Here is a 13,987-nt window from a genome sequence, read left to right on the forward strand (position 1 = left end):
TTAACTCCGATGAATTAAATGGCCTTTTTTTATTTAAGCTTATCGTTATTTTTATGTCTATCAGCATCTCTAATTGATTTTTTCTCAAGATTCTTTTTCAATGCTTCAGTTAAATCAATGCCTGTCTGATTGGCTAAACATACTAATACAAATAGAACATCTGCCATTTCATCTCCAAGATCTACCTCTTCATCTGATTTTTTGAAAGACTGTTCCCCATATTTTCTAGACATAATGCGGGCTACTTCTCCCACTTCTTCCATTAAGATGGCTGTATTCGTTAATTCATTAAAGTATCTAACGCCTGTAGTATTGATCCATTCGTCGACTACTTTCTGTACTTCTTCTAGTGTCATTTGCTTGTCAAGTGATATTTCTTAAAAATTCTACTTTCAAACATAATGAGAAAATCTTTTATATCTGGTTTTAGTTAGAAAGTTTCGGGCATAAAAAAAGGCCTTATGGCCATCGCGTCTTTCTTCTTACTTGTGAAAGTAATGCTTAAGCAGATTGCTTTACATTACCTTTTATCTCTTTTACTTCAGTTTTCTTTGTTTCATTATTTCTATTTACAGGGATTAAAACTGGGAAACCTGTTGCTGTGTACGTAAGTACTGTGTTCTTTAAATTTTTCATAGTTGTTATTTTGTTGATTTTATAATTATTGGATAACCTGTCACGGTATGTGTTATGATTATATTTTCTTGTGATTTCATTTTATTGATTCTTTAATTGATAAATTATTTTACTGTTTTTACGATTACTGGGTAACCTGTTGCAGTGTAAGTAACGATTGTGTTTGTTCTGTTTTTCATGATTTTAAAAGTTTAATGATTAACTAATTATTTTACTGTTTTGATGATTACTGGATAACCTGTAACTGTGTGTGTAATGATTGTATTTTGTTGCGTTTTCATAGTTCTTATTGTTTTTAATTTTACTTTGTTTTCATTTTTATTACACGACAAAGGTGGAATAAAGTTTCGATATATTATAGGGTCAAAGTACAATTAAAGTCCAAATGGACAGAATATTATAAATGACATAAAATACACTTTATTATATTTTATTCTAAATTGAATCAATAAATCAATAGATAGAAATACAAGTGTATAGTCATCACTCTTAAAAAAGATGTAAGTGTCTAGGCATACACTTATCGAAAAAATATTATGTTAATAAATTGTTAAATATGAAAACAGATAATTATTTATAATTTTTAGTTTAAAATCAACTATTTAGAATAGGCTAGGATATTCTTTGCCATCCCTGGGAATACGAACATATGCAATGGAAATACGAGGTACCAATACAATCTTCCCCACACTCCTAAGGGACGGAATGTTGCCTTTTGTTCTAACCATTGCTGTCCATCTTTATTCTTTACTCTAAACTCTAACCATGCTTCTCCAGGTAATTTCATTTCAGCAAAGAGTAGTAACCTTCTATGTTTTTTATCTGCAAGAATCACTCGCCAAAAATCTAAGGCCTCTCCAGTTTTTAAATCAAATTGACTTCTTCTACCTCTTCTTAAACCAACTCCCCCAACGAGTTTATCCATAAACCCTCTTATCTTCCACAGCCAAGTTCCATAATACCAGCCTCTCTCACCACCTATTGCCCAAACATTATCCAGTACCTCATCAACAGGTCTTTCGATTGGAAATTTTCGAAAATCAACAAAGCAACCATACTTGGGTACTTGAATTAGATCTAAAAAGTCTTCCCTCACCGGACCACTAATGGATTCTTTCCAGCTAGACACTACTTCGTTTTGAGCAATTTTCTGAAAAGCACTATCTAAAGCTTCTTCATAGGTAAGTAATTTAACAGGTACTATACTTTGTATTTCTTTATCATTACAGATGACTTCATTTCCCATACTTTCTACTAAACTTCTGGCTAAAGAATACGTCGTTGATGTTACAAAATACAACCAATACGATGACAAATTAGGTGTAAAAACAGGTACAACAAGTATTCGCCTTTGTAATCCTCTCACCTTGGCAAACTGAAGTAACATCTCCTTATAGTTGAGAACATCTTTACCTCCGATATCAAAGACTTTATTGTAGGCTTCTTCTTTGAGCATCACACCCATTAGATAATCCATTACATTTCTTATGGCAATAGGCTGACATTTAGTTAATAGCCATTTTGGAGCTACCATTACGGGTAACTTCTCTACCAAATCACGAATAATTTCAAAAGAAGCTCCACCCGAACCAATAATAATTGCTGCTCGTAGGACAGTTAACTCACAACCTGATTCTCCTAAAATACTTTCCACCTCTACCCTAGACTGTAAATGTCTAGATAGTTTTGTACAGTTGGCAATTCCACCTAAATATATAATCTGCTGACAATGGGTCTGTTGAATAAAGTCTCTAAAATTTGAGGCTGCTCTTTTTTCCATATCCTCAAATGCAGAAAACGAGTTTCCCATAGAATGGACTAAGTAATAAGCAACATCAAAATCTTTGGGAATATGACTTAAGGATTTCGCGTTTAATAAGTCACCTTTTACAACAGTAACGGAATCTAGGAAAGAATAATCAAAGTCTTCAAAATCAAATCTTCTTGGGTCTCTACAAACACAAATTACTTCATGTCCTGATTCTACTAATAATGGAAGTAGTCTTCTGCCAATGTAACCTGTTGAGCCAGTAAGTAATATTTTCATAGGTGAAATAGCGTCTTGGTGTCAGTGTATGAACAACAAAATGATGAAAATTGTTATTCACTCCAATTAATTTGCCTCCCTAATCTAATAAGTTCTTGATATAACAAAATGTTATGGTTGATAACAATATATTGTTTAATATTAAACATATTGAAATTACTTTTGTACTATCATTAATCAAAAAATAAAGTATGTATAAGAGAATTTTATTTACCCTTGTTTTATCTGTTATCAGTTATAGCTTTTCGCTTGGTCAAGATTCAACCGCTGTTTTACCTCTTGAAGAGGAAGTGGACGCAAGTAATCCACTATCTAAAGGACTAAATGCCTACCAAATTGGGCGATTCAAACCTAATAAAGTAGAACTTCAGAATATTGTTAATTACACTACAAGCAAATGGTTTATTCGAGCAGCCGTAGATTATACAAAACCTTATGATGGGCAAGTATATTATGGTTCATCAAGCTTTATGGTATCGAGAGTATTTGACTTTGCTAAAAATAACGAAAATTGGAAAGTACAGACAGGTTTTGGTGTAGTAGTATCCAATTCGAGAGTAAACGGAAATGCTATTGGTGTTAACTTCGTAGGTGTACAAATGAATCAAAAGTGGAAATTTGTTGAACTCTTTACTTATCAATCAAATGGTACAATTGAAGCTCAATATGGTGCTTATTATAAATTCACTCCTAATGGTAATTGGGAAATTAGAACTCACCCAAGAATGTTGTTCAACACTCAAACTGGTGTACATGAAATTCCTGTTGGTATAGGTTTAGGACACACTGTAAGATCAAAAGCTTTTACGAGTTACATCTATTGCGAACCTGAATATGACTTATACAATAATGAATATATCATCTATTCGGGTATAAAATTTATTTTCTAGAAAGTAGTCGTAAAGAATACCAATTTATTAGATGCTCAGTAATTGTTTTTGGTATTAAATCACTAACTTTTAGTGAGCAAGCATTTTTATTAGGTAAAATACCTAAGGTTTTAAAATGAGCGTTTTTCTCATTAAACCCATCCCATCAACTAATAAATTTGAGTATTCTCTTTTCAACCAATGGAATAATAATTCTTAATGAAACAACTGTGTTTGAATTTAAACCGTTATTTTGTTTAACAACAAACATTTATTATTGCAATTTACTATTTCATTAGAATAGATTATTACCGTACATCAAAAAAATATTATCGTGACAGCATTAGAATCAATAAAAAAACTACAAGAGCAGATATCAAAATCCATTATCGGTCAAGAAAAAGTAGTAAACCGAATTATCTCCTGCCTTATTTCTGATGGTAACTTATTGCTAGAAGGTCTACCGGGTTTAGCCAAAACTAGAGCAATTAACAGTCTTGCTCAAAATATGGACTTAGGATTAAGTAGAATTCAATTTACTCCAGATTTATTGCCTTCTGATATCACAGGTACTGAAATATATCAAAGTTCTGGAGATGAAAACTTTGTTTTCCAACAAGGACCAATCTTCAATAATTTAATATTAGCGGATGAGATTAACCGTGCACCAGCAAAAGTGCAATCGGCATTATTGGAAGCCATGCAAGAAAGACAGGTAACAGTGGCGGGTAATACTTATGAATTACCAAAACCATTTTTTGTGATGGCAACTCAAAACCCTATTGAACAAGAAGGAACTTATCCTCTTCCAGAAGCTCAAATGGACCGTTTTCTTATGCATGTTATTGTTAATTACCCTTCAGAAGAAGCAGAGTTAGAAGTATTACGTCTGGTACGTGGTGAGGAAAAATTAGCAGGAATTAAAAAAGAAAAGAAAGAAATAGAGAAACTTCCTAAGGAAATTGTTTTTGATGCTAGAGCAGAAGTACAAGAAGTACATGTTTCAGAAGCTATTGAAAAATATATTGTTGCATTAGTTTACGCGACAAGAACACCTGAAAGATACTGTGAAGATTTAGCGAAATGGATCGATGTAGGATGTTCACCAAGAGCCACGATTGCTTTGGATAAAGTGGCAAGAGTACAGGCGTGGTTAAGTGGACGTGATTTTGTTAAACCAGAAGACATTCAAGAGGTAATCAAAGATGTATTCCGTCATAGAATTGTAAGTAGTTTTGAAGCCAATGCCTTAGGAATTACAAAAGAACAGATTATTGATGAATTGATCAGCAAAGTAGCTGTCGCTTAATTCTTACTGCTATGAGCAAATCAGATCAAGAAAATACTTCAGGTTATGTTTCTCTAAATGAATTGCATGGTATGCAGTTTGAAGCATCCGGTTTTAGCTTCTTACCTAAATATAAGGTTCAGTCTCTTCTTGCAGGGCGGCATAAGTCTGCGATGAGAGGAAGAGGTTTAGACTTTAAGGAGGTACGCCAATATGTTCCCGGCGATGATATTAGAAATATTGATTGGAAGGTTACTGCCCGTACACAAAAAACACATACGAAAGTCTTTTCAGAAGAACGAGAAAGACCTGTACTACTAGTAGTAGACCAATCCTCTTCGATGTTTTTTGGTACGCAGGAATATTTAAAATCTACTGTTTGTGCTCATTTGGCCGCTCTTGGCGCTTGGAGAACTGTAGATGTTGGTGACAGAGTTGGTGCTTTTGTATTTAGTGATACTCAATATCAGCAAATCCGACCACAAAGAAGTACCACAGCGATTCTTCAAATGTTGAAAACTGTTGAGCAATACAACTTGCAACTTAATGCTCATCAACCTCCAAAGTCAAAAACACAGATTTTAGAAAGTGTTATGCAAAAAGTCAGAACCACTGTAAATCATGATTACCTTATTGTGATTATGTCTGACTTAAGAGGCATTTCTGATCAAACACTGCATCATATATTTAATTTAAAGAGACATAATGATGTTATCATCTTTCATATTGAAGATGAATGGGAACGTCAGCTTCCTTTAAGATCTGTATCATTATCAAATAGCGAATATCAAGTTTCAATAGAATCAAGCATGAAGAAAGCACGAAGTAAACAACAAACTGCTTTTGAAAATGAGAAAGAAATGCTTGTCAATCAATTTTCAGAATACGGGATTCCTTTACTTACTTTTAATACTAAAGAAAGACCAAGTATTCAGGTAAGAGACTTATTAAAAGATCATTAATATGATACTTCAAGATACTACAAATTGGCCTACAGATTCACTACGTTTGGCCAATGAGGTACTGGATTTTATTCCTCCAGAAAAAGTAGACATGACTCCGTCTGCACCTGGATGGTATATCGTTGGAGGTATCTTTCTACTTATAATGCTAGTTGGAGTTGTAAAAATGTATTTCAACTATCTTGGAGATGCATACAAAAGAACAGCAATCCAACAGATTAATACGATAAATCCACAATCACAATCTCTAAATGAAGGAGTATACCAAATCAATACAATTCTAAAAAGGGTTGCTTTAACGACCTACGAAAGAGATAATGTGGCTCAATTAAGTGGACAAGATTGGATCAACTTCCTTAATGATCATTCCAACATAAAATTTAATCAAAATGACCAAGACCTTTTATTGAACGCTGCTTATATGAAAGATGATTCAATAAAAGAAGGTCAGTTAACCTCACTTGCTAATACAGCAATTAAATGGATAAAAAATCATGTATGAGTTAGCATATCCCTGGATGTTTGCTTTGCTTCCTCTGCCAATTCTTATATGGTGGTTAATGCCTGCTTATCGACAAAAGAAAGACGCATTGTACTATCCAAAATTTGAGGAACTAACGGAAACAACAGGCTTAAAAGCACAAAAAAGTGCGACTGTATTAAAGAGGAAGTGGTTTCAGTATACCATTAACTTTCTTGCGTGGGCTTGTATTGTAACTGCATTAACGAATCCGCAATACATTGGTAAACCTGCGAAGAAGGTTAAAAATGCTCGAAATATGTTGATAGCAGCTGATATTTCTATGAGTATGAATACGACAGATTGGTTTGATGCCAATAACAATAGGATTACTAGATGGAAAGCGGTACAGAATGTTCTTAATGAATTTATAGATAAACGAGAAGGCGATCGTATTGGTCTAATGATGTTTGGTAGTGATGTATTTGCATTGCCTTTCACTCCTGATTTAGATATTATCAAACACACAGTTGATGAAACAGGTATTGGAATGGCCGGACATAAAACAGCCATCGGTAATGCTATCGCTTTATCCACTCAAGTCTTCGAAGCAGATTCTATAGACCAAAGAGTAATGATTTTACTTACGGATGGTCAAGATAGTGGAAGTGAAATTGTGCCGATCACAGCATCTAATATGGCAGCAGAAGACAGTATTAAGATATATACTATTGGCATTGGTACAAAAGACAATGCTGCATATGAATTAGATGATAAAACACTTCGTATGATTGCTAAAAATACAGGAGGAGAATACTTCAACGCAGGTAATATTGATGAATTGAATACTATCTACGATAAACTCAATGAGATGGAACCCATTCAATTTGAAGATGAGAGCTACCGTCCGACACGATTGCTTTTTTATTACCCTCTAGCACTTGGATTTATTCTTACTGTAGGAATGCAGTTTATCTCTATCATGGTACAATTTATCCTTTCATTAAAACGTAAAGAGTCATGAATGAAGTAGATAAATTTTTCGAAGGGTTTTCTTCTAACTTTCATTTTATCCGACCAGAATATTTATGGGCATTAATTCCTGTTGGAGTATTGTTCATTATTTCTCTAATATCAATCAGAGAATCTGAAAATTGGAAAAAGTTAGTCAACCCCAAGTTATTAGAAATATTGATTATTAAAGGAAATAAGCGAGGAGCTTGGTTTCCTAAAATGTATATGGTGTTTAGTTTAGGGTTATTTGTGATAGCAGCTGCAGGTCCAACTTGGCAAAGAGTTGATAAACCGGGCAACCAAACTGAAGCCAAAGTTGTGATAGTCCTTGATATGTCTCGTTCTATGCTAGCCACAGATATTGGGCCTAGCCGATTAGAAAGAGCTAAAATGAAAATCAAGGATTATTTAAAACTAAATGAAGGTGTTCAAACTGCTTTAGTTGTTTATGCTGGCTCTGCACATGAAGCACTTCCGCCAACAAAAGACTATAAAACATTTAGATCTACTTTAGATGCTTTATCACCTGCATCTATGCCACTAAAGGGAAGTAATTTATCGGAAGCATTAAAGCTAAGTGATAAGATCTTAGACAAAACAGATGCTCCCAGCTTTGTTTGGGTTATTACAGATGATATTAACGGAGAAGATATTCAGGCATTTGGACAAAGAGCAGATAGTCAAGATCAATATAACTTATTGGTACTGGGTACTCCTGAAGGTAGCCATATTCCACTATACAGAAATCGTATTCTTAAAGATAAAAATGGTAAAGCAGTAACGGTTGGATTAAACACTACCCAGCTCCAAAAAGCTTTAGCTATTCCGAATGTCCAATTAATACCATTCACTTTAGACCGTACTGATATCGAGCTTTATGTAAAAGACATTCAGGAGAAATTAGTATTTACAAAGGACAGTGAAAAAGCAGAAGAAGATTGGGTAGATGCAGGGTATTACTTATGTTTTGTCATTGCAGTATTGACAATGTTCTGGTTCAGAAAAGGCCTATTGGTACAATGGAATTGGGTACTACTTCTCCCCTTTTTCTTTATCAGTTGTGATTCTGTAGATAGTCTGCCGAAAGATGATATCAAAGCGAAGGACTTTTTCTGGACAAGAGATCAACAGGCACAAAAAGCATTAGATAAGAATGAGAAAGAAAAAGCTGTAGAACTCTTTGATGACCAAACCCAAAAAGGATATGTATATACCGAAATGGGTGATTATGAAAAAGCTGCAGATGCCTTTGCTCAAGACATTACTGCCGAAAACATGTATAACTTAGGTGTTTCACAGGCAAAACTAGGGAATTGGGAAGCTGCCCAAAAAGCATTCAATATGGCATTAGATATTGACCCTACGTTAGAACCTGCTCAAAAGAATAAGGCCATTGCTGATGAGCAAATGCGTATGATTAATATACATATGTCTGAAGAAAGCAATCTTGGTAAAAATAAACCGATGAAAGGAAAAAAATATGAACCTGAAGCGGGAGAACAAGAACAAGAGTCTGCTCAACATTCTGATAGAAAAGCAGAAGGTGAATCTGAAACCATTCAAGAAATGGGCGAAAAAGAGGTAAATCCAAATATGGAAGAGTTACTTCAAATGCAATTTTCAGAAACCAAAAGCCAATCGAAAGCAAGTATGATCCGACAGGTGAAACTTGATCCAAGCATGTACTTAAAGAAAAAGTTTAAGTATCAGTATTTAACAGATAAAGACAAACCTAAACCTACAGATCAAAAATGGTAAAGCGTATAATTTTATCGACTTTCTGTCTGTTTTGGGTAATGACAACATTTGCTCAAAAGAGAGCTAATATTTTCACTACCACCACAATCAACAAAAAGGAAGTGATGGTAGGTGAACCATTCAAAGTGAAGCTATCTATTTACACCACTACTTGGTTTACACAAGGGCTTAATTTTGAAGATTTTCAGTTACCAAATGCTCTTATGATTAAAGATGGGAGGGCTATCCCTAACTCTTTAACCATCGGTAAGTATTTGTATTCTGGTGTTGAACAAACCTACTGGGTATTCCCTTTTAGTGCTGGAGAAAACACTTTTCCTTCTCTTACTTTAGAAGTGCAAACACCTGATCCAGGTGATTACAAAGGGAAGAAAAGGATAGTTCATACTAAAGAAAAAACGATTAAGGTTGTTCCTCCTCCTCTAGGTGAAGATCCAAAGTCATGGTTGGTGGCTAGTAGTGTCAGAATTAAAGATACTTGGAATAAAAACCTTTCAGAGGTAAAAGTTGGAGATGTACTAAAACGTACCATTACTATTACAGCGGGAAATACTTTGGGGCCAATGATTCCTGTAAGGGAATTTGATTCATTAGATTGGGCAGGTATCTATCCTGAACACCCTATAAATAGTAATTACAACAATAATGAAGGGTATATTTCTGGTACTCAAAAACAAGTTGTCACTTACTTAGTACAAGAAGCAGGAACGTTTGAGGTTCCAGGAGTTACTGTGAGGTACTATAATCCTAGAACAAAAAAGTCAAAGGATGTTTCATCTAAAGACTTACAGATTGTTGTAGAGGAAAATCCAAACCTATCCATGTTGGCTTCATTACAAGATAGTTTGAATAAACTTAATCAAGTACCTGAAGAGGAGACGAAAACACCACAAAAAACATGGAAAGATTATGTACCAGAACAATGGAAGGCAATTCTTATTGGGTTAATTGTACTATGGTTATTTTATAAAATCAAACCGATTACAAGAATCCGTAAACGAATTGAGGATATTAGATCTACCTCTACTTATAAAGAGAAGTATGCCTACGGTCAATTAAGATCGGCGATTAAAAGTGGTCACATTGAAAAAAGTATTCAACATTTTTATCAATGGATCAACACTTTACCAAATCAAAGCGTCAGTAATTATAAAGAGACACTTCACCAAGCAGTGCTTAATGACCATCTTAGTGACCTTATTGCTGAAATATCAGAAATAAAGTATAGTCAGGGTGGTACAGTTATTCCAAAAAAACTACAAAAGGCACTTCTTCATCAACTCAATTGGGATAGAAAAATAATCCTTCAGGAGAAGAAAAAAGAAAACCTTTATCAAAGGAAAACAAAAATATTAAAGGATTTGAATCCATAAAAAAAGGGCTGTATCATTACAATACAGCCCTTTTTCATGGTATTTCGTTTCTTAACTCTGAGGGAAAGTATGCTTTTTCTCATACTCAGAGTAGTAGAATTTTGTATTTCTAAATAAACTAAAGTTTAAGGATACATAGAACACATTTCCTGTAATCTGATTATAGTTTAAGTCCGTACCTTTCATTTTAGACTGATTATCTCCCCAAGAAGAGTTGAAGTAATCATTTAGGTAATACTTAAATTTCAAGTTCGTTCCATAAGGAAACTGAAGTCCTACCATTAAACTATGTTGGTAATTGACCCTATCAGTAAACCAAACAGAAAATTTATCTGTCTTACGTTCCGATACAAAAGTTTTCTCTTTGTATTGTACTGGTATTTCGAATTCATAACCTGCATAAAGGAAAAAACCATGGAGGTTCCCTACTTTAAAACCAACTGGAATACCTAAGTTATAAGACCTTACTTTTTTTCTTACAGGCCCATCAACATTATCCTCAACATGATCTGTAGGCACATCGAAAATCATACCTACGTTTCTAATACCAATTCCAGAAAAAAGTCCAAAACGGTTACCAAAATCTGCATTAAAAATAGTCTGCCAGTTAATCACAGGAGCAAAACGCATCACTCCAGAATTAATTTCCTGTCCAGCCATTTTTAGACCTGTATTTCCAGAGAAAATTATTTCTAATCCGCCGGTAACATATAAATCAGATTTCTTATTTTTTTTAGCATCTTGAGCATTCGCATTTAAGCCAAACAGAAAGACAAGAGTAATAAGAGGTAGTATTTTTCTTAATTTGAACATTGTGATAATTGGTAAATTCATATATACAAAAATGCAAATTTTAATTAATTTTTCACTACCCACATATCTCTAATATTAAATAATCTCACCAACAACCCACAGAACAAATTTGTGATTCAATAAAGTATTGATTCTTAAAAAGAACTTAGAATAAAATATCTCTATCTAAAATGAACCTTATTTCATTGATAATAATGAAATTAAGTAGTAAATTTTGTCACCGAAATCAATCAATTGATAGAAATACAAAATCTTATCACCCAACTTAAACTATAAATAATCGTGGCAAAGAAAATTAGTCTTTCGCACCAAAGAAATATTGGTATCATGGCTCACATTGATGCTGGTAAAACCACTACTACTGAACGTATATTATATTACACTGGTAAATCTCATAAAATTGGAGAAGTTCACGATGGAGCTGCTACCATGGACTGGATGGAACAAGAGCAAGAAAGAGGTATTACAATTACCTCGGCAGCGACCACTACCACTTGGAACTATCCTACTGAACAAGGAAAAGTTACTCCTGCTTCCGAAGAATACAAAGTCAACATCATCGATACACCTGGTCACGTAGACTTTACCGTAGAGGTAGCTCGTTCGCTCAGAGTTCTTGATGGTGCTGTCGCACTTTTTGATGCCGTTTCAGGTGTTGAACCTCAGTCAGAAACTGTATGGCGTCAAGCAGATGATTACAAAGTTCCTCGTATCTGTTTTATCAATAAAATGGATAGAGCCGGTGCCGACTTCTTAAAAGCCGTAAAAACAATTGAAGAAAAGTTAGGCGCCACCCCGGTCCCTTTACAACTACCTATTGGAGCTGAAGAAAACTTTAAAGGGGTTGTCGATCTCATCACAAATGAAGCCATTGTATGGAACGAAGCTGACCAAGGCTTTACTTACGAAGTGATCGATACTCCGGCAGACATGGTCGATGAAGTAGCCGAATGGAGGGAAAATCTCATTGAAGCCGTATCAACCCATAACGAAGAATTAATGGAGAAATTCTTCGATGATCCTGATTCCATTACAGCTGATGAAATTCGAGCAGCTGTAAGAAAAGCTGTTATGAATATGGAATTTTCTCCTGTGATGTGCGGGTCAGCATTTAAAAATAAAGGTGTTCAAGCATTACTAGATGCTGTTTGTTCCTACTTGCCATCACCTTTGGACCTGCCAGACACAATTGGTACTAATCCTGAAACAGGTGAACAAGAAACACGTAAAGCAGATGCTAGTGATAAATTCGCTGCATTAGCTTTTAAAATCGCAACAGATCCTTTCGTTGGCCGCCTTTGTTTCTTAAGAGCTTATTCCGGAACTCTAGCTGCAGGGTCTTATGTACTCAATATGCGTACAGGAAAAAAAGAAAGAATCTCACGTCTGATGCAGATGCACTCCAATAAGCAAAATCCTATTCCACAAGTGGAAGCTGGTGATATTTGTGCAGGCGTTGGTTTTAAAGACATTAAAACTGGCGATACTCTAGTAGAATTAGGAGCACCAATTGTCTTAGAAGAAATGGTCTTCCCTGAACCTGTAATTGGTATTGCGATCGAACCTAAAACCAAGGGTGATGTAGATAAATTAGGAATTGCCATTTCTAAATTGGTAGAGGAAGACCCTACTTTAACTGTAGAAACCAACCACGAAACAGGTCAGACAATTTTAAAAGGTATGGGTGAGCTACACCTTGAAATTATCGTTGATCGATTAAAAAGAGAGTTTAATGTAGAAATCAACGAAGGTGCTCCTCAGGTAGCTTACAGGGAAGCGATTAAATCTTCTACTGAACATAGAGAAACCTATAAAAAACAAACTGGTGGTAAAGGTAAATTTGCCGATATTCAATTTGAACTTGGTCCAGCTGAACCAGATGAAGATGGTGTAATTAAACCAGGTCTTCAGTTCGTTGATGAGATCAAAGGTGGTGTTATTCCTAGAGAATTCATTCCTGCTATTCAGAAAGGTTTTGAGGCAGCTATGGATAATGGAGCACTCGCCGGATACCCAATTGATGCCATGAGAGTACGACTTTTCTATGGTTCTTATCATGATGTCGATTCAGATGCACTATCTTTTGAATTAGCTGCAAAATTAGGCTTTAAGGATGCTGCAAAATCTTGTACTCCAATCATTTTAGAACCGATTATGGATGTCTCGGTTATCACACCAGATGAATATACAGGTGCAGTAATTGGAGACATTAATAAACGACGAGGCTTACCGAAAGGTCAGGAAATTGCGAATGGAGCTGTTGTTATCAAAGCTGATGTACCTTTATCAGAATTATTTGGGTATGTTACTGATTTGCGAACGATTACATCAGGTAGAGCATCTGCTACGTTAACCTTCTCAGAATATAAAGAAGTGCCGGCAAATATTGCTCAAGATGTAATTGCAGAGTCAAAAAAATAACCATTCTGCTGCATTTTTATCGTTGAAATTGTATTGAAATACTTCAATGCTATTGACTAAATAAAGAGGAATAAGAAGTTTTTATGAACTTTTTGTTCCTCTTTTTTAATTATTTCCTCTCTTTCAGCGAATAGTTACAGTTATGTATTTCAGTCAATTGTGATAAAAAGAAGGTCTTAAACTGTAAAAATCAGTGAGTTATATTTTATTAACAACCAAATTAAAAGATGATAACAAACTCATAACAAATAGTTTATATAAAAGAATGGAAAAAACGGAAATAATTGATACCTTTGCCCACTGTAAAATTTTTGCATTCGAGAATTAATAGTATCGAACGTTAGAC

Annotated in this window: 12 protein-coding genes; 8 read left to right on the forward strand and 4 right to left on the reverse strand. The window is 34.6% G+C overall.

What is annotated here, in order from left to right; translation table 11 throughout:
* Positions 1-29 precede the first annotated feature (29 nt).
* The 3 genes from QL232_RS19545 to QL232_RS19555 all read right to left on the reverse strand — a co-directional run bounded on the left by QL232_RS19545 (position 30) and on the right by QL232_RS19555 (position 2,683).
* Positions 30-356 (reverse strand): nucleotide pyrophosphohydrolase, encoded by a 327-nt coding sequence (locus tag QL232_RS19545; RefSeq protein WP_168883738.1) that lies wholly within the window; start codon positions 354-356, stop codon positions 30-32.
* Between the two features lie 145 nt (positions 357-501).
* Positions 502-636, reverse strand: coding sequence for a hypothetical protein (locus tag QL232_RS19550; protein ID WP_262889538.1), 135 nt, complete (start codon positions 634-636; stop codon positions 502-504).
* A gap of 598 nt (positions 637-1,234) precedes the next feature.
* Positions 1,235-2,683, reverse strand: coding sequence for an SDR family oxidoreductase (locus tag QL232_RS19555; RefSeq protein ID WP_281615460.1), 1,449 nt, complete (start codon positions 2,681-2,683; stop codon positions 1,235-1,237).
* A 191-nt stretch (positions 2,684-2,874) separates the two neighbouring features.
* Here QL232_RS19555 and QL232_RS19560 point away from each other — a divergent pair, with 191 nt between their 5' ends.
* The 7 genes from QL232_RS19560 to QL232_RS19590 all read left to right on the forward strand — a co-directional run bounded on the left by QL232_RS19560 (position 2,875) and on the right by QL232_RS19590 (position 10,407).
* A complete protein-coding gene (locus tag QL232_RS19560; protein ID WP_281615461.1) occupies positions 2,875-3,573 on the forward strand; it encodes a hypothetical protein in 699 nt (232 codons plus the stop codon).
* A 313-nt stretch (positions 3,574-3,886) separates the two neighbouring features.
* On the forward strand, positions 3,887-4,861 hold the full coding sequence (locus tag QL232_RS19565) for a MoxR family ATPase (protein ID WP_281615462.1): 975 nt from the start codon (positions 3,887-3,889) through the stop codon (positions 4,859-4,861).
* An 11-nt stretch (positions 4,862-4,872) separates the two neighbouring features.
* Positions 4,873-5,802, forward strand: coding sequence for a DUF58 domain-containing protein (locus QL232_RS19570; protein WP_281615463.1), 930 nt, complete (start codon positions 4,873-4,875; stop codon positions 5,800-5,802).
* A 1-nt stretch (position 5,803) separates the two neighbouring features.
* On the forward strand, positions 5,804-6,304 hold the full coding sequence (locus tag QL232_RS19575; protein ID WP_281615464.1) for a DUF4381 domain-containing protein: 501 nt from the start codon (positions 5,804-5,806) through the stop codon (positions 6,302-6,304).
* Positions 6,297-7,286, forward strand: a complete 990-nt coding sequence (locus tag QL232_RS19580; RefSeq protein ID WP_281615465.1) for a VWA domain-containing protein — start codon at positions 6,297-6,299, stop codon at positions 7,284-7,286. Before QL232_RS19575 ends, QL232_RS19580 begins: the two co-directional genes overlap by 8 nt.
* The gene (locus QL232_RS19585) at positions 7,283-9,034 is read left to right on the forward strand and encodes a VWA domain-containing protein (protein ID WP_281615466.1); all 1,752 of its coding nucleotides are present in this window, start codon (positions 7,283-7,285) and stop codon (positions 9,032-9,034) included. Before QL232_RS19580 ends, QL232_RS19585 begins: the two co-directional genes overlap by 4 nt.
* Positions 9,028-10,407, forward strand: coding sequence for a hypothetical protein (locus QL232_RS19590; RefSeq protein ID WP_281615467.1), 1,380 nt, complete (start codon positions 9,028-9,030; stop codon positions 10,405-10,407). The genes QL232_RS19585 and QL232_RS19590 overlap by 7 nt, the downstream gene beginning before the upstream one ends.
* A 51-nt stretch (positions 10,408-10,458) precedes the next feature.
* Here QL232_RS19590 and QL232_RS19595 read toward each other — a convergent pair whose 3' ends face one another.
* Positions 10,459-11,220 (reverse strand): hypothetical protein, encoded by a 762-nt coding sequence (locus QL232_RS19595; RefSeq protein WP_168883729.1) that lies wholly within the window; start codon positions 11,218-11,220, stop codon positions 10,459-10,461.
* A 282-nt stretch (positions 11,221-11,502) separates the two neighbouring features.
* Between QL232_RS19595 and fusA the strand changes: the two genes are divergently transcribed.
* The gene (gene fusA / locus QL232_RS19600; RefSeq protein WP_281615468.1) at positions 11,503-13,641 is read left to right on the forward strand and encodes an elongation factor G; all 2,139 of its coding nucleotides are present in this window, start codon (positions 11,503-11,505) and stop codon (positions 13,639-13,641) included.
* The last annotated feature ends 346 nt before the right edge of the window (positions 13,642-13,987 follow it).

The organism is Flammeovirga sp. SubArs3 (assembly GCF_947387565.1).
GTDB classification, from domain to species: domain Bacteria; phylum Bacteroidota; class Bacteroidia; order Cytophagales; family Flammeovirgaceae; genus Flammeovirga; species Flammeovirga agarivorans.